The 21,781-nt window shown below is 53.1% G+C and carries 20 protein-coding genes and 1 pseudogene; 8 read left to right on the top strand and 13 right to left on the bottom strand.

The window, feature by feature from the left end; translation table 11 throughout:
- Positions 1-10: 10 nt before the first annotated feature.
- Together ACW8F6_RS02660 and ACW8F6_RS02655 are read left to right on the top strand one after the other, a co-directional pair.
- On the top strand, positions 11-949 hold the full coding sequence (locus ACW8F6_RS02660; protein WP_491574291.1) for a LysR family transcriptional regulator: 939 nt from the start codon (positions 11-13) through the stop codon (positions 947-949).
- Between the two features lie 144 nt (positions 950-1,093).
- On the top strand, positions 1,094-3,271 hold the full coding sequence (locus ACW8F6_RS02655) for a malate synthase G (protein ID WP_491574290.1): 2,178 nt from the start codon (positions 1,094-1,096) through the stop codon (positions 3,269-3,271).
- 79 nt (positions 3,272-3,350) lie between these two features.
- On the opposite strand, the gene ACW8F6_RS02650 is transcribed toward ACW8F6_RS02655, so the two are convergent.
- The 8 genes from ACW8F6_RS02650 to ACW8F6_RS02615 all read right to left on the bottom strand — a co-directional run bounded on the left by ACW8F6_RS02650 (position 3,351) and on the right by ACW8F6_RS02615 (position 10,449).
- Entirely contained in the window at positions 3,351-4,154 is an 804-nt protein-coding gene (locus tag ACW8F6_RS02650) for a hypothetical protein (RefSeq protein WP_491574289.1), read from the bottom strand.
- Between the two features lie 2 nt (positions 4,155-4,156).
- Positions 4,157-4,705, bottom strand: coding sequence for a DUF7931 domain-containing protein (locus tag ACW8F6_RS02645; protein WP_491574288.1), 549 nt, complete (start codon positions 4,703-4,705; stop codon positions 4,157-4,159).
- A 217-nt stretch (positions 4,706-4,922) separates the two neighbouring features.
- The gene (locus ACW8F6_RS02640) at positions 4,923-6,089 is read right to left on the bottom strand and encodes a JmjC domain-containing protein (RefSeq protein ID WP_491574287.1); all 1,167 of its coding nucleotides are present in this window, start codon (positions 6,087-6,089) and stop codon (positions 4,923-4,925) included.
- Positions 6,090-6,196: 107 nt separating this feature from the next.
- Positions 6,197-7,561 carry an adenylosuccinate lyase gene (gene purB, locus ACW8F6_RS02635; RefSeq protein WP_491574286.1) on the bottom strand — a complete coding sequence of 455 codons (1,365 nt, stop codon included), beginning with the start codon at positions 7,559-7,561 and terminating at the stop codon, positions 6,197-6,199.
- An 82-nt stretch (positions 7,562-7,643) separates the two neighbouring features.
- On the bottom strand, positions 7,644-8,273 hold the full coding sequence (hflD, locus tag ACW8F6_RS02630; RefSeq protein WP_491574285.1) for a high frequency lysogenization protein HflD: 630 nt from the start codon (positions 8,271-8,273) through the stop codon (positions 7,644-7,646).
- 7 nt (positions 8,274-8,280) lie between these two features.
- Positions 8,281-9,372 (bottom strand): tRNA 2-thiouridine(34) synthase MnmA, encoded by a 1,092-nt coding sequence (gene mnmA, locus ACW8F6_RS02625; RefSeq protein WP_491574284.1) that lies wholly within the window; start codon positions 9,370-9,372, stop codon positions 8,281-8,283.
- 91 nt (positions 9,373-9,463) lie between these two features.
- A complete protein-coding gene (locus ACW8F6_RS02620; RefSeq protein WP_491574283.1) occupies positions 9,464-9,868 on the bottom strand; it encodes an NUDIX hydrolase in 405 nt (134 codons plus the stop codon).
- A complete protein-coding gene (locus tag ACW8F6_RS02615; protein ID WP_491574282.1) occupies positions 9,865-10,449 on the bottom strand; it encodes a pseudouridine synthase in 585 nt (194 codons plus the stop codon). The genes ACW8F6_RS02620 and ACW8F6_RS02615 overlap by 4 nt, the downstream gene beginning before the upstream one ends.
- 232 nt (positions 10,450-10,681) lie before the next feature.
- Here ACW8F6_RS02615 and icd point away from each other — a divergent pair, with 232 nt between their 5' ends.
- Positions 10,682-11,938, top strand: coding sequence for an NADP-dependent isocitrate dehydrogenase (gene icd / locus ACW8F6_RS02610; protein WP_491574281.1), 1,257 nt, complete (start codon positions 10,682-10,684; stop codon positions 11,936-11,938).
- 117 nt (positions 11,939-12,055) lie between these two features.
- On the opposite strand, the gene cspD is transcribed toward icd, so the two are convergent.
- A complete protein-coding gene (gene cspD, locus ACW8F6_RS02605) occupies positions 12,056-12,319 on the bottom strand; it encodes a cold shock domain-containing protein CspD (protein WP_491574280.1) in 264 nt (87 codons plus the stop codon).
- Between the two features lie 285 nt (positions 12,320-12,604).
- On the opposite strand from cspD, the gene clpS reads away from it, so the two are divergent.
- Positions 12,605-12,988 carry an ATP-dependent Clp protease adapter ClpS gene (clpS, locus tag ACW8F6_RS02600; protein WP_491574279.1) on the top strand — a complete coding sequence of 128 codons (384 nt, stop codon included), beginning with the start codon at positions 12,605-12,607 and terminating at the stop codon, positions 12,986-12,988.
- An 11-nt stretch (positions 12,989-12,999) separates the two neighbouring features.
- Positions 13,000-15,285, top strand: coding sequence for an ATP-dependent Clp protease ATP-binding subunit ClpA (gene clpA, locus ACW8F6_RS02595; RefSeq protein ID WP_491574278.1), 2,286 nt, complete (start codon positions 13,000-13,002; stop codon positions 15,283-15,285).
- 159 nt (positions 15,286-15,444) lie between these two features.
- Here clpA and infA read toward each other — a convergent pair whose 3' ends face one another.
- From infA to trxB, 4 genes are all read right to left on the bottom strand, one after another.
- Complete coding sequence (infA, locus tag ACW8F6_RS02590; protein WP_015046008.1) at positions 15,445-15,663, bottom strand: translation initiation factor IF-1; 219 nt, start codon at positions 15,661-15,663, stop codon at positions 15,445-15,447.
- A 105-nt stretch (positions 15,664-15,768) separates the two neighbouring features.
- Positions 15,769-16,482, bottom strand: coding sequence for an arginyltransferase (locus tag ACW8F6_RS02585; protein WP_491574277.1), 714 nt, complete (start codon positions 16,480-16,482; stop codon positions 15,769-15,771).
- Positions 16,475-17,170: a leucyl/phenylalanyl-tRNA--protein transferase gene (aat, locus tag ACW8F6_RS02580; protein ID WP_491574276.1), complete on the bottom strand. Its 696-nt coding sequence runs from the start codon at positions 17,168-17,170 to the stop codon at positions 16,475-16,477. The genes ACW8F6_RS02585 and aat overlap by 8 nt, the downstream gene beginning before the upstream one ends.
- Before the next feature lie 96 nt (positions 17,171-17,266).
- The gene (gene trxB, locus ACW8F6_RS02575; protein WP_491574275.1) at positions 17,267-18,217 is read right to left on the bottom strand and encodes a thioredoxin-disulfide reductase; all 951 of its coding nucleotides are present in this window, start codon (positions 18,215-18,217) and stop codon (positions 17,267-17,269) included.
- A 252-nt stretch (positions 18,218-18,469) separates the two neighbouring features.
- Between trxB and ACW8F6_RS02570 the strand changes: the two genes are divergently transcribed.
- The 3 genes and pseudogenes from ACW8F6_RS02570 to ACW8F6_RS02560 all read left to right on the top strand — a co-directional run.
- Complete coding sequence (locus ACW8F6_RS02570; RefSeq protein WP_491574403.1) at positions 18,470-20,794, top strand: DNA translocase FtsK; 2,325 nt, start codon at positions 18,470-18,472, stop codon at positions 20,792-20,794.
- 114 nt (positions 20,795-20,908) lie between these two features.
- Entirely contained in the window at positions 20,909-21,607 is a 699-nt protein-coding gene (gene lolA, locus ACW8F6_RS02565) for an outer membrane lipoprotein periplasmic chaperone LolA (protein ID WP_491574402.1), read from the top strand.
- Positions 21,597-21,781 (top strand): annotated as a pseudogene (locus ACW8F6_RS02560) (recombination factor protein RarA); the annotation flags it as partial. The gene lolA and the pseudogene ACW8F6_RS02560, both read left to right, overlap by 11 nt.

Here is a 21,781-nt window from a genome sequence, read left to right as displayed (position 1 = left end):
GGGGATAAGGGTGAATATTAACCGAATTGATCTGAATTTACTGGTTTATCTGGATGTATTGCTGCGCGAGCGCAATGTCACGAAGGCGGCAAATCATCTAGGCTTGAGCCAGCCGGCCATGAGCAATGGCCTGCGCCGCCTGAGGGATCTATTTGAAGACCCCCTGCTCGTGAGGACCAGTGAGGGTATGACGCCCACAGAGCGCGCGCTAGGGCTTCAGCCCGTAATCCGCGACGTGCTGGCCAATGTGGAGAAGGCAGTGCAACCGCAAAGCGACTTCGATCCATCGGCCTCAGATCGCGTATACCGGATCATGGCGAGCGATTATGCCGAGGCCGTATTGTTTCCGCAGGTCTTAACTCGGCTGCGCAGCGAGGCACCCGGTGTGACGTTGGATATTATGACGCCCTCGGATGTGAGCTTCTTGGACGTTGAGCAGGGCAAGGTGGATATGGTCATCAATCGCTTTGACAGTATGCCGCAGTCTTTTCACCAAACAACACTTTGGAAAGACAGCTTTTCTTGCATGTTTAGCGCCGAAAACCCCATAAAGGATCGATTTTCACTGGAGGCTTACCTGCAGGCACAGCACGTGTGGGTCAGTAAAACCGGTATGGGTGTGGGGGTAGGCGTGAACCCCCGCGACGTGCAGCGCCTGGGTTGGGTGGATGAGGCGCTCGCCAAGCAGGGCAAAAAACGCCGCATCAGCGTATTTACGCGGCACTACCAGGCGGCAATGCTCCTGGCAGAGCAAAAAGACCTGATTGTGACCATTCCCTCAAAGGCCGCAAAGCTGCACAGTCACAATACCCGGGTAGTGATTGCTGAGCCGCCCTTTGAGGTGCCCCAGTTTGAATTAAAAATGGCCTGGAGCCCGCTATTGCAAAACAATGCCGCGCACCAATGGATGCGTCGGCTAATTGTCGATGTTGCACACAGCGCGCATTAGTATTCATAAGCATTATGATCAATATAATAAGTATCCGTTAGATAAATCAAACGACTCTCACTAGAATTGAGGGTTACGAGAGGTCGGGCTTCCGACGCCAGTGTGTCACTGGGTTCTATCACAGGGTTAAGAAGAGGGTGTTTTATGACGAAGCGAATAGCGCAAAGTGGATTGCAGATAGCCGAGTGCCTGTATCAATTAGTCGACCAGCAGATCGCTCCGGGCACCGGTGTCACCTCTGAGCAATTCTGGCGCTCGCTGGCGGCGATTCTCAAGGAATTTGCACCCCGCAACCGCGCATTGCTGGCCAAGCGCGATGCACTGCAATCCCAGATAGACCTTTGGCATACTGAAAATCCAGGTCCTATCAAGAACATGGAAAGCTACAAACAGTTCTTGAAAGATATCGGCTACCTGTTAGAAGAGCCTGCTGATTTCGAGATCTCAACCACCAATGTCGATGAAGAAATCGCCTTGCAGGCAGGGCCGCAGCTGGTTGTGCCGGTGAAGAATGCGCGTTTCGCGCTGAATGCCGCCAATGCCCGGTGGGGTAGCCTGTACGATGCGCTGTACGGTACCAACGCAATCCCTGAAGTCGACGGTGCAGAAAAGGGCCAAGGCTACAATCCCGTGCGGGGTGCGAAAGTAATCGCCTTTGCGCGTGCGCACCTGGATCAGGCGGCCCCCTTAGCCGTCGGCAGTCACGCCGACGTGGTGAAGTACAAGGTTAGCTTTGGCGAGTTGCGCGTTGTGCTGAAAAACGGCACAGAAGCGGGTCTCGCATCAGCAGATAAATTTGTGGGCTATCGTGGTACAGAATCAGACCCCAGCGCCATATTGCTAAAAAATAATGGCCTGCATATCGAAATTCAGATAGATCCATCGACACCTATTGGTAAAACTGACCCGGCCGGTGTTAAAGACCTGCTAGTGGAATCTGCCATTACGACCATTATGGATTGCGAAGATTCTGTCGCGGCAGTTGATGCCGAAGACAAAACCGAAGTTTATGCCAATTGGCTGGGGCTGATGAAAGGGGATTTACAGGAGTCTTTCACTAAGGGCGGTCAGCAGGTTGTGCGCAAACTTAACGAAGATCGCGTATACACATCCCGCAATGGCGGCGAGCTTGTGTTGCACGGGCGCAGTTTGTTATTTGTGCGCAATGTTGGCCATCTAATGACGAACAATGCCGTGCTGGACGAAGCCGGCAATGAAATACCTGAGGGAATTCTGGACGGCATGGTTACCGTGCTGGCGGCCAAACACGATTTACTAAACACCGGCGCCATTAATAACTCGCGAACGGGCAGCGTTTATATTGTTAAGCCCAAAATGCATGGCCCTGAAGAGGTTGCATTTACCTGCGACTTATTCGCTAAAATTGAGCAGGCACTGGGGCTGCCGGAATACACCTTGAAAGTGGGGATTATGGACGAGGAGCGCCGAACCACGGTCAATTTAAAAGCCTGTATTTTCGCAGCCAGAGAGCGCGTTGTTTTTATCAATACCGGCTTCTTGGATCGCACGGGTGATGAGATTCACACCAGCATGTTGGCCGGCCCCTTTGTGCCCAAGGCACAAATGAAACAGCAGGCCTGGATTAACGCCTACGAGAATGCCAACGTAGATATAGGTCTTGCCTGTGGACTGGCTGGCAAAGCACAAATTGGCAAAGGCATGTGGGCCATGCCGGACGAAATGGCGGCTATGCTGGAGCAAAAAATCGGGCACCCTAAATCTGGCGCCAACACCGCATGGGTGCCATCGCCCAATGGTGCAACGCTGCACACGGTGCACTATCATCAGGTGAACGTGGCCGAGCTACAACAGCAGTTACGCAACCGCGAGCCGGCGCGCCTAGATGATATTCTCACAGTACCTGTGCTGGAGGATACGTCGGTACTATCGGCTGAATTAATTCAGCAAGAGCTCGACAACAATGCGCAGGGGATACTGGGTTACGTAGTGCGCTGGATCGATCAAGGTGTTGGTTGCTCAAAGGTGCCCGACATTAACAATGTAGGTTTGATGGAAGACCGCGCCACATTGCGAATTTCGAGTCAGCACATTGCCAACTGGTTGCACCATGGCGTGTGTACTGAGCAGCAGGTAAAAGACACTTTTGCCCGCATGGCAGCAGTGGTTGACAAACAAAACGCTGGTGACACAGCCTATACACCAATGGCAACTAACTTGAACAATAGTGTTGCCTACCGCGCGGCTCTGGATTTGGTGCTAAAGGGCAAGGAGCAACCTAACGGCTACACCGAACCATTGCTACATAAATATCGCTTAGCTCTGAAAGCCAAGGGCAATTGACCGAAACGTTAGTTGCAATGTCGATCAAAAAGCCCCGCATGACGGGGCTTTTTATTGAGCGTTTATCGATGTTGCTCTGTCATTTAAAAGCGTCTATTTTGACGCTGACATTCGTATCCAGGCTATTGTCCGTTGTTTGGTAGTGAACGACACCGCGTGAATCTTGATAGCTCTGACGTTGAACCCCGGCAAGCGAAATCCACTCGCCCAGCCGGCCGCGCACTTGGGTATGCAAAGCTTGGGTTTCAATTCTGTTATCGGCGACTGGGCGCTGCTGCTGTTGCGTGACATTAAGCAGTACTTGATCGCCCAAAACTCTCACCACAAAGCTGATACCACTTTCCACCGGGTGATACTGTGTGGTACCACCACCCAGTAGTCCGTACCGAGACTGAATGGGTATTTGCTGTCCTGTGTGTAATTGTACTGGTTCACCCTCCAGTGCCCGCAATTGATAGCTACTTTCGCGGTTGCCCCAGCCAGTGCTGCGCTTCACTGATATCTGGCCGTCGGTCGCGACGGGCGTGCCGTCCAAGGTGACCCTGCCGCGTTTGATACCGCCTTGCGTACTAAGGCCTTGCTGTTCCGAGCCCGTTTGAGATTGCTGGCGAACACTGATTAACAGCTGCACAGCTGGCGTGTCTAGCTCATCGACCAGATGTACCAGTTCCTGAAAATTTTCTGCCGTGGTGCGAATAATAAATTTATTGCCGCTAATGGAAATTTGCCCGCCGGGATCAACGAGCGGCGATAATGCGCCCACCATGGATTCAGGCGTTCGGTGCCGCACGGGCAGGGTATAAATAATCATGCTGGGCTCAGCGGAGGCGTGAGGGATATCGAAGGCGCTAAGCAATAGGGCGGCAAGCAGCAAGTATTTCATTATTAAATCCCCAGCCGCTGAAGTTCTGTAATTGGGGCGCCGTGCCCCCAGAGATAATCAAATTTCTGGGTAAACTCTTTTACTGTGGGCTTGTCGTCAAGATGAATAAATCCCTTGTAGTGGGTCGCGGTGTGCTGCAAGAGGATTTTATCGTTGTCACCCAGCAGAAACTCGCGCTCTAATTTGTGAATATTTTCAGGATCGAAGGGCAGTGGCAGTGCGCGCAATCGCACCTTGTCGGGTAATCGGTTAGTAAGGCGCAACAAGGGGTGTGGCTGCTCTATCAAAGGTTCAGCCAGGCGCACTAGAATTTGGAGCTGACAGTGTCGGGCAGCGCGGGCAAATGCAGAGCAGGCGTCGACGAAGTCACTGTGGCCGTACAGGTCGGGATTGAGTTGCGTGCTATATAGCCGCAGTTGCTGTCGACTCTGCTGTGCTAATTGGGTGGCAAAGGTAACAAATGCCGTCAGCTCGCTGAGAATAATCAGCGATGGCGTGGCGTCCGCAGCCTGGGCCCCCTGCAGTTCAAACAGGTGAGGATTATCACTCATTTGACCTCCTCAATGGCTTCTCGGTGAGTGGGCGGGGGCCAGGTGGTAGGCAACTAAGGGCGCGCGCCAGAAGGCATTCCGCAGTGGCTATGCGACAACCTTACCACAGGGCTTTTAGGTAATTGTAGTGCCTGGTCGCAACCTCTGAAGGTACTGGTGCACGCGTGAGGCGATCTCGGTTACTTCCAAACCGCCCGCTTTTGCTCTCTGCGCAGTACTAGTCGACGTCTACCTCTAGCGGGTCCTCTAGCCACAGGCAGTCGAGCGCAACCAGTCTACTCAGTAGGGCTGCGACACCCGCCTGAGTTACCCAGCCTTGCCAGCCATTAATGCTTCGGTTGTTTGCAATGTGCGCCGCTATATTGCCAGGGCACGCGTAGACTATACCGTTGGCAAACAGCTGATTGTCCCGATAGGCAAAGCGGGCATCAGGCGCCTGAAACAAGGGGCCGTCGTGGTCTTGCAGGTCTGCAGCTGCCTGCGCCAATGAATCGGCATCCGTCGGCCGAGTGACATCTTGCTCGGGCAGGTATTTGGGATCCGTCATGTATTTCCCAAACCATTCGGCTAGGCGTTCGGGGTCAGCTAAGTGTTGCTGTAGAATATTTTGTAAATTTTGTATGACATCGTCATTTATGGCGCCAGGCGTTACTGTTTGTGCGGCTAACTGATCTTGGTAGCGTTGTTGTTCGGAAAGCTTGCTGCAGATTTCTGCCACATAGTCGTCCAGAATTTCTGCGTGTGACGGCGCGCGAAAGCCAACCGAATACGTCATGCAATCGCCTTTAGCTATGCCCCAATGGGCAATTCGAGGCGGCACATACAGAATGTCTCCTGGCGACAGTAAGAACTCTTCTTGATGCTCAAAATTCTTCAATATATTGAGCGGTGAATCTTCTACGCGCTCGCTATTTGAGCCACAAAGTTGTCCTATCTGCCACCGACGCTGACCTAAACCCTGCACCAGAAATACATCGTAGTAATCGAAATGCGGCCCCACACTTGCGCCATCGGGTGCGTAGCTCACCATTAAATCGTCTAGACGCCAATTCGGCAGAAACCGAAACTGGTCGAGCAATGCTGTGGCCTCTGGCACCCAGTGGTCCACAGCCTGGACCAACAACGACCAATCGCCAGATGGCAGGTCGTTGAAATCTGATTCGCTAAAAGGACCTGCGCGCAATTGCCAGGGTTTGCCGTTGTCCTCGGCTAAAACCAGGCGCGATTCCACTTCATCCTCCATGGACAAGCCAGCCAATTCATCGGGCGACAATAAATTCTCCCAGCCGGGAAATGCGCCTTTGATAACTACGGGCTTTTTTTGCCAATAGTGGGTAAAAAAGTCAGAAAGCGATAACTGGCCGAGCGAAGTCAAAGGGTTCATAGCGCACTCATCAAGGGTTCGGAAAAAACGGGCTAAATTGCACTGCCGCTGGCGGCTCTAACTGATTGGCATAAAGGAAAAACGGCAGCCATTGGCTGCCGTTTTGGTTACAGGTTTTGAGCCTGCTGCGTTGCACTGCCGATATAATTGTGCGGAGTCAGCGCGCGCATGGCGGCCTTAGCCTCCTCAGGGATCTCCAGTGTTTCAACAAAATCGAGCAACACCTGTTTTGTAATGGTTTGGCCGCGCGTCAGGGCCTTCAATTTTTCGTAGGGCTCTGGTACGTCGTAGCGGCGCATAATGGTCTGTATGGGCTCAGCTAAGACTTCCCAAGCATTATCTAGGTCTTCCTGTAGGCGCGCCCGGTTAATTTCCAGTTTGCTAATGCCTTTTAAGGTGGAGGCAAAGGCTATGGCACAGTAACCGAAACCCACGCCCATATTGCGCAGCACCGTTGAGTCAGTGAGGTCTCGCTGCCAGCGCGACACCGGCAATTTGGCCGAAAGATGGTTAAACACTGCGTTGGCAATACCCAAATTGCCCTCGGAATTTTCAAAATCTATGGGGTTCACTTTGTGTGGCATCGTTGATGATCCCACTTCGCCGGCAATGGTTTTTTGCTTGAAGTAGCCGAGCGAAATGTAGCCCCAGATATCCCTGTCAAAATCGATAACAATGGTATTAAAACGAGCGATGGCGTCAAACAGCTCGGCTATGTAATCGTGCGGTTCTATCTGTGTGGTGTAGGGGTTAAATACCAGCCCTAAGCTTTCCACAAAGCTTTGGGCATTTGCCGCCCAGTCGATATCGGGGTAAGCCGAGAGGTGGGCATTGTAATTACCTACGGCGCCATTTATTTTACCCAGCAACTCCACAGACTTGACGGCCGCTATCTGTCGACGCAGACGGGCCACAACGTTGGCCATTTCCTTACCGACAGTCGTCGGCGATGCGGTTTGACCGTGGGTGCGTGACAGCATAGGATCTGCGGCAAACGCCTTGGCTAAAGCGGCGATAGCCGAATCGATAGCTTGCATTTGATCCAGTAAAATCGCGCGGCCGCGACTCAGCATCAAGCCGTGTGACAGATTGTTTATGTCTTCCGATGTGCAGGCAAAGTGAACAAACTCTTTAATTTTGGCCAGTTCTTCGTTGTCGCCAAACTGTTCTTTGATGAAGTACTCCACGGCTTTTACGTCGTGATTCGTAGTGGCTTCAATGTCTTTCACCCGCTGGGCATCGGCCACTGAAAAGTCTGTGACGATTTTATCGAGCTGGGCATTGGTAGCGGAGGAAAAGGGGGGCACTTCAGTAATTTTCGGATGGTTAGCCAACTGCTGCAGCCAGCGGATTTCCACTTCTACACGGCATTTAATCAGGCCGAACTCACTGAAAATGGCACGGTAATCTGTGGTTTTGCTTCCGTAGCGGCCATCTATAGGTGAAACGGCCGTCAGCGCAGACAATTCCATGGGTAAACTCCCGATAAAATAGGTAAAAATTCAGGGCGGGCATAGTACCTGAAATAGGCGCCAAAGGCAGCCAAAAAGGCGCTTATGCCGAAGCTTTTTTGCGCAGCTCGTACAGTTGGCGCTCGGCAGATTCAAGCAGTTTTCGCCGGTTTAATAGCAGCTGCCAGCGTGACCCCCCCATTTGACGCCACAAAGTAGCGGAGCGCACCCCAGCTAGAAGCAACGCCCGTATCTGGTTAGCGATGCGATTTTGCTGCAGATAGGTCATTTCGCCCATAACTTGAATGCGAAAGCGAAAGGTGCTGAGCGTGTCGGTGTAGAGCGCTGCCAGATTCGCCGTTAGGTTTTCGTGATCTGCTCCAAAGTGATCCAACTGATGCCGAGCTTGACCGATGCGCTGACCAATGGTGTCTAGCATTACGGGGTTATTTGACAGCTTTTTCTGTAGATACAGTAGGCCGTGAACATAGCGATCGGCAAAGCTGCCTTTCTTTTTTCCCTTTTGAAGAAATTGAACCAGGCCCTCGAGCCCGGCCTCAAGAGGGCCGTCAAACACCTCTTCAGGCCGAGCGGGATTCTGCACAAACAGGCTGTGGATCAAGGTTTGAAAGCTGCTTTTAGACTTAAGTCCAGTGGTAGCCAAGCGTTCAACCTGAGCAGCCGCTTCGAAGATGCCGGCCAGCGCGAGGGCCTGAATATCTGTATTGTTCATGGACCGCCTATTGGTTAAAACTGTGTTCGATGACGGCTCCACCCAAGCAGTGATCGTCTGCGTAGAAGACCACGTATTGCCCCGGTGTAACCGCGCGCTGTGGCTTGGTAAATGAGACTCTCAGGCCGCCATTGTCAGTGGCGTGCACCTCGCAACTCTGGTCTGGCTGCCGGTAGCGCGTTTTGGCGGTACAGTTGAGTGGCAAGGACGGCTGGCCATTGATCCAGTGTACCTGGGTGGCAAGCAGCGTATCTGTGTAGAGGGCCGGGTGATCGGTGCCCTGAGCAACCCGTAGCGTATTGCGTGCCAGATCTTTTTCGACGACAAACCAGGGCTCTTCGGGAAAGCCTTTGACGCCGCCAATCCCCAGCCCTTGGCGCTGCCCAAGGGTGTAGTACATGAGCCCATGGTGCTCGCCAATATGTTCGCCGGTCATGGCCTCAATGGGGCCGGGTTGCGCGGGCAAATACTGCTCCAGAAAGTCTTTAAAGCGTCGTTCGCCGATAAAACAGATGCCCGTAGAATCTTTTTTGTTGTGGGTTACCAGGTTGTGCTGCTCGGCCAGCGCGCGCACCGCGGGCTTTTCGAGCTCACCTACGGGAAAAAGGCTTTTGGCGAACTCGGCCTCGCCGACGGCGTGCAGAAAGTAGCTTTGGTCTTTGTTGCCGTCCAAGCCCTTGAGTAGGCGGGTTTGGCCGTCGACGTCTGCGCGTCGCACATAGTGGCCAGTGGCAATAAGATCGGCTCCGAGTGCCTCGGCATACTCCAGAAATACCTTAAATTTGATCTCTCGATTGCACAAAATATCGGGATTGGGCGTGCGTCCGGCTTTATATTCTGCCAAAAAGTGCTCAAATACATTGTCCCAATACTCTGCCGCGAAATTTGCGGTATGCAGCGGGATACCCAGGCGCTCGCAGACTGCTTGGGCGTCGGCCAGATCATCTTTGGCCGTACAGTACTCCGTGCCATCGTCCTCGTCCCAGTTTTTCATGAACAAGCCTTCCACTTGGTAACCTTGCTGCAGCAACAGTAGGGCGGAAACCGAGGAATCGACGCCACCGGACATACCGACGATGACTTTAGTTTGGCTGTGCATTTTGTGTCCTGTAACCAAGGGGCCCGAAGAGGGGGGGGCGATTTTACCTGTGTAAGCTCACAAGCTCCAGCGGCTGGCGACCGCGCGTTAACTACTGGTCGAGCACCTCGCCCACAAGTGGGCTGCGCCAGCTGTCGCGCTGCTGTGCGAAAGCCTCGGGATCGAGCCAAAGCGGTTCGATTATGGCGGTATCCAATGTTGCGTTGGCGTCCCAATGGTCGGGCTTTGCCGCAAAGGTGAACCGCAGATAGGTGATGCCATTGGCCGGCGCCAAATAGGTGGCGACGCCTACAAAGCCCGTCAATGTGACCAGCCAGCCAGTTTCTTCTAGCGTCTCCCGGCGAGCTGCTTGTAACAGAGTCTCACCCGGCTCCCAGTGGCCTGCGGGCTGGTTGATGCGCTCGCCCTGAGCGGTATGTTCGCGCACAAAAAGAAATTCGCCGTCGCGCTCAACAATGGTTGCCACTGTCACGTGCGGCGTCCAAAGCGGGCTCATTTTCGCCTCCGCTGACGAGGTACGGGCGCATGCTGTGGCAGATGGACGTGCACCGACTGACTTTGGCCGGGTTGCAAATCTGCTAGCGACCAAGGTCCTATAGCGACTCTGACTAATCGCAGGGTAGGGTGGCCGACAGCTGCGGTCATACGTCGCACCTGGCGATTGCGGCCCTCGGTAATCACCAGGGTTAGCCAGCTGTCGGGAATCTGTTGTCGCTGCCGCACTGGCGGTGTTCTTGGCCACAGATCCGGAGGGTCCATTAACGACACTTTCGCCGGGCGAGTGACTCCATCTTTGAGTGTCACACCAGCGCGTAATTGCGCGAGTGCCGCTGGATCAGGTACGCCTTCAACTTGAACCCAGTAAGTTTTAGGAAGCTTATGCGTGGGGTCGGCAATGCGTTGTTGTAACTTGCCGTCGTCGGTGAGCAATACCAGCCCTTCGGAGTCGTAATCCAGCCGGCCTGCCGGATAGACGTTGGGCGTATCGATGAAGTCGGCCAGGGTGGGGCGATTTTGGTCGCCGGTAAACTGGCACAGTACGTTAAAGGGTTTGTTTAAGAGCAATAATTTGGCCACGGTCTACCCAGAGATATCAAAACTAAATTTACACAGCTGCCGCCTCCAGGGGCTGGTTTGCGCCCCAGCGAGAAAGACTATTGATTTGATGGATAGTGAACCCCAAGTAATCCCAATAGCGCCACTGTTTGGGCATGCTATCATGCTTAGCAATGTGGCCGGCAGTGGCGGGCCTCACCCTCATATTAAACACACGTTCGTGTCGTATCAAACATTCAAAATGGAGTAGGAAATGGGTTATCAACACATCCAAGTGCCAGTCGATGGCGAAAAGATTACCGTCAACGCCGATTTTTCGCTCACTGTACCCAATCGCCCCATTATTCCCTTTATCGAAGGGGATGGCATTGGCGTGGATATTACGCCGGTGATGCGCAAAGTGACCGACGCAGCAGTAAAAAAAGCCTACGGTGGCAAAAAATCCATTGCCTGGATGGAAGTCTATTGTGGTGAAAAGGCGGCAGCCAAGTACAGTGGAGACTGGTTTCCTGCCGAAACCCTAGAGGCCATACGCGAATACGTAGTGGGCATCAAAGGCCCACTGACGACCCCCGTGGGCGGCGGCTTTCGCTCGCTCAATGTCGCCCTCCGCCAAGAGATGGATTTGTACGTCTGCCAGCGGCCAGTGCGCTGGTTTAAAGGCGTCCCATCGCCCGTGAAAGAGCCAGGCAAGGTCGATATGGTGATCTTTCGCGAGAACTCCGAAGATATCTACGCCGGTATCGAGTGGAAGGCAGGTAGCCCGGAAGCGCAAAAAATGGTCGACTTCTTACAAAAAGAAATGGGCGTCAAGAAAATTCGCTTCCCCGAAAATGTCGGTATCGGCATCAAGCCCGTCTCGTCCGAAGGCACCAAGCGCCTGGTGCGCAAGGCCATTCAGTACGCGGTAGACCAAGACCTTCCGTCGGTCACCCTGGTGCACAAGGGCAACATCATGAAGTTTACCGAGGGAGCCTTTTGCGATTGGGGCTATGAACTGGCACGCGAAGAGTTTGGTGCCAAGCCACTCGACGGCGGTCCTTGGCATAGCATGACCAATCCCAAAACAGGCAAAGAGATAATCATCAAAGACGTTATTGCCGACGCCATGTTGCAGCAAATTTTGTTGCGACCAGCCGAGTACGACGTCATTGCCACCCTGAATCTGAACGGCGACTACCTCTCAGATGCCCTAGCGGCGCAGGTAGGCGGAATTGGCATTGCACCTGGTGCCAATAACTCAGATGCGGTTGCGCTATTTGAGGCCACCCACGGCACGGCGCCCAAATACGCAGGCCAAGACAAGGTCAATCCGGGTTCATTGATATTGTCGGCAGAGATGATGCTGCGTCATTTGGGATGGAAAGAAGCGGCTGATTTGATTATCGCCGGCGTCGAGGGCGCCATCGCCGACAAGACCGTGACCTATGACTTCGAACGCTTAATGGACGATGCTAAGCTGCTGTCCTGCTCAGCCTTCGGCGACGCTATCATTGCCAAAATTGGCTAATGTCCTGGAAATTGCGACACGAAGGATGATTTAGACGACAGGAAGCCCCGCGCGCGGGGCTTTCTTGGGGCGCAATGGACCGCGCTATAGAAATTCGAATGGCAATCCCGTGACTAGCTAGTTAGCCACAACCTGCAATTTAGGTGAAGTGTCTGCCTGCGGGGCTGGAGCCTCGGCTTCTGCACTTTGAATATTGGTTGCATGCAGACCTTTGTCGCCTTCAACAATATCAAAATTTACCGTCTGTCCGGCTTTTAAGGTTCTATAACCGTCCATTTGAATGGCGGAATAGTGAGCGAAAAGATCCTCCCCACCCCCATCTGGCAGAATAAAACCATAACCCTTCGCGTTATTGAACCACTTCACAGTGCCTGTAGGCATAGGAAAATCCTTCTATCGCCTTGATTTAAAACGTGTTTTTATAGTTTTTATAAAAGCACAACCTTTAAACAACAACTGGCAAGACTTGCAGTGCCAGTAACTCGCACCCATATCCCATGTCAGGGAGTTCAGTTCAGGTGGTTAAAAATTAGCTGGATAACACATCTTTTAACCAACTGAGCCTGCCATGTCAAGAGATCAGCACTTTTGTGCGGTTTTATCTTGGCGAACTTAGGTAAAATGGCGGTGTCAAATTAACCGTTCAGCAGATCACAGTGGGCCTACATGGGAAATCTTAAATTTCTTCAACTAACATTAAGTAGTAGTCATGATGAGAGCGAAGATGATACCGGCCACGACCGCGGCGTAGCGGTTCAGGAGGCAAAGCCAGTACTAAAGCGACCCTCCATGTACAAGGTGGTTTTATTGAATGACGACTATACGCCCATGGATTTTGTGGTAGAGATATTGGAAGGTTTTTTTTCCATGAATCGCGAACAGGCGGTCAAGGTCATGCTACAGGTCCATACGCAAGGCAAAGGCGTATGCGGTGTGTACACACGGGATATTGCAGAAACAAAGGCCGCTCAGGTTAATCAGTATGCAAGAGAGAACCAGCACCCACTTTTATGTGAAATAGAAGCTGCTGGTGAAGGTGACGAAGCTTAGAGGTTACAAAGATGTTAAGCAAAGACTTAGAAGTTACCTTAAACTTGGCCTTTAAAGGGGCCAGAGCCAAGCGCCACGAGTTTATGACGGTGGAACACCTGCTGCTTGCGCTGCTCGATAACGAGTCAGCAGCAACGGTTTTGCGCGCCTGTGGGGCCGACCTTAACAAGCTGCGCAAGGAGCTGATCGAGTTCGTGGACTCCACCACGCCCTTGATACCAGAAGATGATCAAGAGCGCGAAACACAGCCGACCTTGGGCTTTCAGCGCGTATTGCAACGCGCGGTGTTTCACGTACAGTCTTCGGGTAAAAAAGAAGTTACTGGCGCCAATGTGCTCGTGGCCATATTCAGTGAACAAGAGAGTCAGGCCGTTTACTACCTCAAGCAACAGTCTATCGCACGTATCGACGTAGTGAACTACATCACCCACGGCATCTCCAAAGTGTCAGGCCACTCCGGCCACGTGGCTCAAGAACCTAATCCCGATACGGTCGATGAAGAGAGTGTGGGCGAGGGCAGTGCACAGCAAAGCCCCCTCGACAGCTTTACCACCAATCTCAACGAGTTAGCGTCTACTGGAAAAATCGACCCACTTGTGGGGCGCGCCGACGAGGTCGAACGCGTCGCACAAGTGCTGGCGCGTCGCCGCAAAAACAATCCATTGCTGGTGGGCGAATCCGGTGTCGGCAAAACCGCCATCGCCGAGGGCCTCGCCAAGAAAATCGTGGACGGAGAGGTGCCGGAAACATTACTCGACTCAGTGGTTTACTCGCTGGATCTCGGGTCTTTGCTAGCCGGTACCAAATACCGGGGCGATTTTGAGAAGCGATTCAAAGGCTTGCTGGCCGATTTGCGCAAGCAGGACAATGCCATTTTATTTATCGATGAAATACACACCATCATTGGTGCTGGCGCTGCCTCTGGCGGGGTTATGGATGCGTCGAACTTACTGAAACCGCTACTCACTTCCGGCGAAATGCGTTGCATTGGCTCGACCACCTTTCAGGAGTATCGCGGCATCTTTGAAAAAGACCGGGCGTTGTCTCGGCGTTTTCAAAAAATCGATGTGAACGAACCGTCCATAGAAGACACCTATCAAATTCTGAAAGGGCTAAAGAGTCGGTTTGAAGAGCATCACGGCTTAAAGTACACAGATACGGCGCTGCGCGCGGCAGCAGAACTGGCGGGCAAGTACATTAACGACCGCTTCATGCCCGACAAAGCCATAGATGTTATCGACGAAGCAGGTGCCTTCCAACAATTACAGCCCGTCAACAAGCGCAAGAAGCAAATTGGCGTAGCGGATATTGAAGCCATGGTGGCAAAAATTGCGCGTATTCCGCCGAAGAGTGTGTCCAGTAACGACAAGGAACAACTGCGCACACTGGAGGAGCAATTGCGTATGGTGGTGTTCGGTCAAGATCAGGCCGTGGGCACTATTGCCACCTCAATCAAGCTTGCTAGAGCAGGCCTGGGATCGTCGGACAAACCCATTGGCTCGTTTTTGCTTGCGGGGCCTACGGGCGTTGGTAAAACAGAAATTTGCCGGCAGTTGGCCAAGCTAATGGGCATTGAATTGCTGCGCTTTGACATGTCGGAATATATGGAGCGCCATACGGTATCTCGACTTATCGGTGCGCCTCCAGGCTATGTGGGTTTCGACCAGGGTGGACTCTTGACCGACGCAGTCACCAAGCATCCACACAGTGTGGTGTTATTGGACGAAATCGAAAAAGCCCATCCAGAAGTGTTTAATTTGCTACTGCAGGTTATGGATCACGGCACTTTAACGGACAATAACGGCCGCAAAGCTGATTTCCGAAATGTAATTCTGGTGATGACAACTAACGCGGGCGCCCATGTACTTAGCAAGCGCTCAATGGGATTTACCGATCAAGACAACAGTACCGACGGTATGGAGGAAATCAAAAAAGCCTTTACACCAGAATTCCGAAACCGCTTGGATGCCGTGGTTCAGTTCGCACCGCTCACCCTGGAGGTCATCAAAACTGTGGTCGACAAATTCCTGGTGGAGTTACAAGTGCAACTGGACGACAAGCACGTTCAGCTTACGGTAACCGACGAGGCTCGCGAGTGGCTGGCTGTGCACGGCTACGACGAGAAAATGGGTGCCCGACCAATGACCCGATTGATCCAAGAGCGCATTAAAAAGCCCTTGGCAGAAATGGTGCTATTCGGTGAGTTGGCGGACGCAGGCGGCCTGGTGGTGGTGGATGTGGAAGACGACCAGCTGCTGGTTTCAACGGAGCAGGAGAAAGAGCCTGCAATGAGTTAATCGCCCATCCTTTGTCGGCGCGGATCTGCTGACATTGGCTTGGTTTCGATTAAATCCGCCAAGTGGCGGCCCTGTCGCGCAAGTGATATCGGATACAAAAAAGGCAGCAAAGTGGCTGCCTTTTTTATGCCTAGCTCATCAGCTCCTCACCGGAGGCGATTAACGGGCGCGATAGGTGATACGGCCTTTGGACAGATCGTAGGGGGTAAGCTCTACCTTGACCTTGTCGCCAGTCAGGATACGAATGTAGTTTTTGCGCATTTTTCCTGAAATATGCGCGATGACCACGTGGCCATTTTCCAGCTTCACTTTAAACGTTGTATTCGGAAGGGTATCGACTACCTCACCTTCCATTTCAATATGATCTTCGCGTGCCATCCGGCAGTATCCTCTTTGATGCATATGTTGGCCGGAAATATTGGCCATATTCGAGAAGGCGGCAATTGTGCACTAATTCACTGCACTCGCCAAGGACAGGATGACTCAATTTGCCCTTAATCTGGCCCAAAATCCCCCTCTCAGGCACTCTAACGGCTGATACTGTGTTTTATAGTTCATCTTTTGACTGTCTTTGATCCAGTAACCAAGGTAGAGGTAGGGCGCCCGCTGGTGTTTAGCCCATTGGATTTGTTTCAAAATGAACCAGCTGCCCAGACTGCGTGCGCCAAGTGCCGGGTCAAAGAAAGTGTAAACGGCAGAAATGCCTTGCTCCAATTGGTCACACACGGCCACGCCCACCAGCACACCATCCAGGCGTGCAGCCAAAAATCGGGTGATTCCCCACTCATTCGTTAAAAAACCGCGGTATTGCGATCTGCTGGGCGGGTACATATCGCCCTGGTAATGCCGTTCGTTGATATAGCGCGCATAGAGCGCATAGCATTCATCGGTGTCGATGGACTCCATGAGTTCCAGTAACAGGTCGCTGTTGCGCTTAAGCGTTCGTCGCTGGGTGCGATTGGGCTTAAATTCGTTTAAACGAATGCGTACTGGCAGGCAGGCATTACAATTCGCACATTGAGGCCGGTACACATGCTGCCCAGAACGCCTAAAGCCTAAATCGGACAGCCGGCTGTAAAGACTTGCGTCCATGGACGCTTCTGGATCTACAAAAACAGTGGTTGCCTCTTGATCATCCAAGTAGCTGCACGGGTGTGGGTGCGTAGAGAAAAGCTTTAAATTAATCGAGCTAGTCATGCATCAGCTCCGGCCGGTACTGCCAATCGGCGCTAGTGGTCATGTCACACCCCTTAAGCATAGCCTCAAATTCTGCCCGGTCATAGAGACGCGCACCCAGGGACGCCAGATGATCGGTGTGCATCTGACAATCGATCGCATGTATACCCCAAGCTTGCGCATGCCGAGCCAAGGCCGTCAGCGCGACTTTCGAAGCATTGGTGGCGCGCGAAAACATGGATTCGCCAAAAAATTGTGCACCCAGGCAAACACCGTAAAGACCACCCACCAATTCACCCGACAGGCGTACTTCCACCGAGTGCGCATAGCCCAGCTGATGAAGCCGAATATAGGCTGCCTGCATGGAGGGCAGAATCCAGGTGCCGGTATCTTCGCGCAACGCAGCACAATTGCGGATAACCGAGTTGAAGTCGCAGTTAAAGCTCACGTCAAACCGCTCCTGGCGCAGCACTTTGCGCAGGCTTCTTGACACATGGAGGTTTTCTGGGAGCAGGATCATTCGGGGCGCAGGGGACCACCACAGGATCAGTTCTTCGTCGTCAAACCAGGGAAATATACCCCTGCGGTAAGCCGCCAGTAGCCATTCCGGCGTCAGGGCGCCGCCCGCAGCCAACAAGCCGTTAGGATCCTCAAGTGCAGTATTGGTGGGAGGGAAATGTGGGGTGTCCGGGGTTAACCAGGGAATCAAGGGTTTGCTCCATTACCGCTAAACAGCGCTAGCCTAATGGCTTTGGTAAGTGGCGCAAACCCCTGTGACATTCAAAAGCGACCTGGTGCCTAAAAATTAGGCAAGGTCGTCGAGGTACTTTTCTGCATCGAGCGCGGCCATACAGCCTGAGCCGGCAGAGGTAATCGCTTGGCGATAGATGTGATCGGACACATCGCCCGCGGCGTAAACACCGGGCACGGAGGTGTGGGTTGCGCCGCCATCAAGGCCTGATTTAACCACGATATAGCCGTCTTTCATTTCCAGTTGGCCCTGGAAAATATCGGTATTGGGTTTGTGACCAATGGCAATAAATACGCCCTGAACATCCAACTCCTGGGTGCTATCGTCCTGGGTGCTTTTCACGCGAATACCGGTCACCCCGCTATCATCGCCCAATACCTCCTCCAGCGTATGGTTCCACAATAGCTTCACATTGCCATTTTTTGCCTTCTCAAACAGCTTGTCTTGCAGAATCTTTTCTGAGCGGAGGCTATCGCGGCGGTGCACCAGCGTGACTTCGGCGGCGATATTGGACAAATAGAGCGCTTCCTCAACCGCGGTATTGCCGCCACCTACGACCACAACCTTCTGATCGCGGTAGAAAAAACCGTCGCAGGTGGCACAGGCAGACACGCCGCGCCCCATAAAAGCCTCTTCTGAAGGCAGCCCCAGATATTGGGCGCTGGCGCCGGTGCAAATGATCAGTGCATCGCAGCTGTAAGTGCTGGACCCCTTTAAAATGAAAGGACGTTGTTTCAGGTCTACCGAGTCGATGTGATCGAACACAATTTCCGTATCAAAGCGCTCGGCGTGCTGTTGCATTTGCACCATCAAATCCGGCCCTTGCAGGTCGTGAACGCCGCCAGGCCAATTCTCCACCTCGGTGGTTGTGGTAAGCTGGCCGCCCTGTTGCATACCGGTTATCACAACCGGTTTGAGGTTGGCGCGGGCCGCATAGATCGCCGCGGTGTAGCCTGCGGGGCCTGAGCCCAAAATGATGAGGCGATGGTGCTTGGTGTCGCTCATAGGGTAGTCCTGATTGGCAAAGTTATAATGTTCCGTAACCCAGATGGGGGCTGGTTGCTCCGAATTCTAGGGTGGGGGGCAGAATAGGCAAATTGTATCGATTAATCTATTGGATAACAGTTAGCTATAGCTGAAATTTATCGCTTTTCTTTACTTTAAGAAAGGCGTATAACGTATTGATTATTAAGTTATTAGTAGAAGTTTAAATACCGTTTTTTAACCTGAAATACGCTGGGTGAATCTTTGAAATCGATGGAACAAACGCAAACGCCGCTGACAACAAAAGTTGTTGGTCGCGCCGTCACAGAGGGAACATTGATCGGCCTGCTGGTGGTTTGTGCCTTCCTGACGCTGATTTTGGCCACCTACGACCCCGTCGATCCGGGCTGGTCCAGCACCGGCCTCAATCGGACAGTGTCCAATGCCGGTGGCCCTTTTGGCGCGTGGCTCGCCGATGTGTTTATGTCGTTGTTTGGGCACATGGCCTACCTGTTCCCGCTGCTGCTGGGGTGGCGAGCCTGGTTGATCTTCAGAGACCGAAAATCAAACCGCGGCTTTGATGGCCTATTGTTCAGTCTGCGCCTGCTGGGTTTGGCGTTGCTTATGATTGGCGGCACAGGACTGATCGCCCTGCACCAAAGCGGTGATGCCAATTTACCCTTCTCCGAAGGCGGTTTATTGGGGGCCTCGGTGTCGGCAGCCTTAGATGGGGCATTTTCCTTTGTTGGCGCGGGCATGATTTTACTGGCGAGCTTGCTATTTGGACTCACGGTCTTTGCCGATATCAGTTGGATCAGGCTCATGGATCACACTGGGCGAATTACCTTGTTAGCTTGCAGGGCGGCAGTCTCCAAGTGGCAGTCCTATCGGGAGAATCGCAAAGCTCAGGTGCAAGTGCAGGCCTCGCAAAAAGCGCGCCGTAAAGCCATCGCCGCCCAGGTAGAAAAGCAGGAAAAGCGCGAGCCCATTGTTATTGAAGCGCCCACGCGCAAGCCGGTGGCCAGCCCCCGCGTCGAAAAAGAAAAGCAAAAGTCGCTGTTTGTGGATACCACGGTCGACGGCGAGCTGCCAAAAATCGGCCTGCTTGATGCGGCCGACAACAACCAAAACAAAGGCTACAGCAAAGAGAACCTAGAGGCGCTATCTAAATTACTTGAACTCAAGCTGGCTGATTTCGGTATTAGCGCCGAGGTGGTGTCTGTGCTGCCGGGGCCGGTGGTTACACGCTTTGAAATTCAGCCGGCGCCCGGTGTGAAAGTATCGCGCATATCCAATCTAGCCAAAGATCTCGCGCGCTCGCTGGCCGTCATCAGTGTACGGGTGGTGGAAGTCATTCCAGGCAAGTCCGTGGTGGGCATAGAAATTCCCAACGAGCATCGCGCCATGGTTAGGCTTAGCGAGGTCCTGGCCTCAGACACCTACGACCGCGCTAAATCTTCGCTAACGCTGGCATTAGGGCACGATATTGCCGGCGAACCGATCATCGCCGATCTCGCAAAAATGCCCCACTTGCTGGTGGCCGGTACCACCGGGTCGGGCAAATCGGTGGGTGTCAACGTAATGCTGTTGAGCTTGCTCTACAAGTCTACGCCCAAAGAGGTGCGCTTAATTCTGGTAGACCCCAAAATGCTGGAATTGTCGATATACGATGACATTCCGCATCTGCTGACCCCGGTAATTACCGACATGAAAGACGCCGCAAACGGGTTGCGTTGGTGCGTAGGCGAAATGGAGCGGCGCTATAAACTCATGGCGGCCATGGGCGTAAGAAACCTGGCAGGCTTCAACCGAAAAGTAGAAGATGCCATTAAGGCCGGGCAGCCCTTAAAAGACCCGCTTTGGGTGCCCGAAGACAATTTTGTTGCCGGCGAGGCAGTCGCCGAGGCCCCAGACCTGGAAACCCTGCCGGCCATTGTGGTGGTTATCGACGAATTCGCCGACATGATGATGATTGTCGGTAAAAAGGTGGAACAATTGATCGCCCGCATTGCCCAAAAGGCGAGGGCAGCCGGAATTCATTTGATTCTGGCGACTCAGAGACCTTCGGTGGATGTCATTACGGGCCTGATTAAGGCCAACGTGCCTACCCGTATTGCCTTCCAGGTGTCCTCGAAAATAGATTCGCGCACCATTCTCGATCAGGGCGGGGCCGAGCAACTTTTAGGGCATGGCGATATGCTCTACCTGCCGCCCGGTACTTCGGTCCCGGTGCGGGTACACGGTGCGTTTGTGGATGATCACGAAGTCCACGCCGTCGTAGATGACTGGAAAAAGCGTGGCAAGCCCAATTATTTGGACGACATCGTGGATGAAAGTACAAACAGTATTCCGGTTCCCGGCCTGCCGACAGAGGGCGAGGAGGGCGCCGACAGCGAAGCCGACCCACTTTACGACGAAGCGTTGGCCTTTGTTACCGAAACCCGAAAGGCGTCGATCTCTTCGGTGCAACGGAAGTTACGCATTGGCTACAATCGCGCCGCCAGATTGATCGAGGCAATGGAAGAGGCCGGTGTCGTATCGGCCATGGGTACCAACGGCAATCGCGAAGTCCTGGCGCCCGCGCCACCTAAACATTAACCCCAGTAAATCCATGGCGGCTGGGTCATCGCGAGACCCTGCGCAGAGGTGGCGCCCGCGAAGTGCGTGTGAGAAGCCCGATGTCAATACAGAAATAGGAAGGTAGACGTGACAATGTTTCAACAAATGACTGCGCGCACCCAACATTTCCGCGAGAAAGCCGCAAGGCTGCGCGCAAAAGTTTCTATCAGTCTCGCACTGATGGCGCTATCGCTTTGTGGTTTTGCAAATGCCGCATCTCCGGTAGATGAACTGACAGCACTGCTGCAGGCCATGCAGTCGGCGTCCGGTGAATTTGAACAAACACTGCAGGATGCGCGAGGCAAAACATTGCAAGCCAGCCAGGGCACTTTCGCGGTTAAAAAGCCTGGTAAGTTTTTATGGCATACGCGCACACCATTTTCTCAGCAACTGATCAGCGATGGCAATTTACTGTGGTTATACGATGCCGACTTAGAGCAGGCGACTCTATCTGTGCTCGACGACAAAATTAGTCAAGCGCCAGCGGTACTGCTGAGTGGCGATGCCAACCAAATCGCGGCAAAATTTACGGTCAGTCAAACGCAACATATCAAGGACGCTCCCAATGGTCAGCAGCGTTACCAATTAACTAGCAAGGCGGCGAATGCAGATTTTTCGCGTATTCTGGCTGAGTTTAAGGACGGCGTGTTAACGGTAATGTCCCTTGAAGATAAGACCGGCAATACCACGCAGTTTCGCTTTAGTAATGTCGACATCAACACCCCCCTCGCCGACACCCAATTTAATTTTACGCCGCCCGCTGGGACAGACATTATTCGCAATGACCAGTGATCTATTTGGGCCGCCATCAAAAGGCTACCAACCCCTGGCTGCCCGCCTACGGGCGAGCAATCTGGATGACTATGTGGGCCAGGCTCACCTGTTAGCACCCGGCAAGCCGCTCCGAGAAATTCTCACAGGGGGCCAAATACACTCGATGATCCTTTGGGGGCCACCAGGTGTTGG

It is taken from the genome of Simiduia sp., assembly GCF_058345725.1.
The sequence above is the reverse complement of the archived record's forward strand: the minus strand, read 5'-3'. Positions and strand labels throughout refer to the sequence as shown.

What these genes read in the sequence shown, in the direction of transcription:
- lolA (WP_491574402.1), top strand. Translation starts at nt 20,909, where the DNA reads ATGTTTCAACAAATGACTGCGCGCACCCAACATTTCCGCGAGAAAGCC.
- ACW8F6_RS02650 (WP_491574289.1), bottom strand. Translation starts at nt 4,154, where the DNA reads ATGAAATACTTGCTGCTTGCCGCCCTATTGCTTAGCGCCTTCGATATC.
- trxB (WP_491574275.1), bottom strand. Translation starts at nt 18,217, where the DNA reads ATGAGCGACACCAAGCACCATCGCCTCATCATTTTGGGCTCAGGCCCC.
- ACW8F6_RS02655 (WP_491574290.1), top strand. Translation starts at nt 1,094, where the DNA reads ATGACGAAGCGAATAGCGCAAAGTGGATTGCAGATAGCCGAGTGCCTG.
- mnmA (WP_491574284.1), bottom strand. Translation starts at nt 9,372, where the DNA reads ATGCACAGCCAAACTAAAGTCATCGTCGGTATGTCCGGTGGCGTCGAT.
- clpS (WP_491574279.1), top strand. Translation starts at nt 12,605, where the DNA reads ATGGGAAATCTTAAATTTCTTCAACTAACATTAAGTAGTAGTCATGAT.
- ACW8F6_RS02620 (WP_491574283.1), bottom strand. Translation starts at nt 9,868, where the DNA reads ATGAGCCCGCTTTGGACGCCGCACGTGACAGTGGCAACCATTGTTGAG.
- purB (WP_491574286.1), bottom strand. Translation starts at nt 7,561, where the DNA reads ATGGAATTGTCTGCGCTGACGGCCGTTTCACCTATAGATGGCCGCTAC.
- ACW8F6_RS02585 (WP_491574277.1), bottom strand. Translation starts at nt 16,482, where the DNA reads ATGACTAGCTCGATTAATTTAAAGCTTTTCTCTACGCACCCACACCCG.
- clpA (WP_491574278.1), top strand. Translation starts at nt 13,000, where the DNA reads ATGTTAAGCAAAGACTTAGAAGTTACCTTAAACTTGGCCTTTAAAGGG.
- cspD (WP_491574280.1), bottom strand. Translation starts at nt 12,319, where the DNA reads ATGCCTACAGGCACTGTGAAGTGGTTCAATAACGCGAAGGGTTATGGT.
- icd (WP_491574281.1), top strand. Translation starts at nt 10,682, where the DNA reads ATGGGTTATCAACACATCCAAGTGCCAGTCGATGGCGAAAAGATTACC.
- ACW8F6_RS02645 (WP_491574288.1), bottom strand. Translation starts at nt 4,705, where the DNA reads ATGAGTGATAATCCTCACCTGTTTGAACTGCAGGGGGCCCAGGCTGCG.
- hflD (WP_491574285.1), bottom strand. Translation starts at nt 8,273, where the DNA reads ATGAACAATACAGATATTCAGGCCCTCGCGCTGGCCGGCATCTTCGAA.
- ACW8F6_RS02640 (WP_491574287.1), bottom strand. Translation starts at nt 6,089, where the DNA reads ATGAACCCTTTGACTTCGCTCGGCCAGTTATCGCTTTCTGACTTTTTT.
- infA (WP_015046008.1), bottom strand. Translation starts at nt 15,663, where the DNA reads ATGGCACGCGAAGATCATATTGAAATGGAAGGTGAGGTAGTCGATACC.
- ACW8F6_RS02570 (WP_491574403.1), top strand. Translation starts at nt 18,470, where the DNA reads ATGGAACAAACGCAAACGCCGCTGACAACAAAAGTTGTTGGTCGCGCC.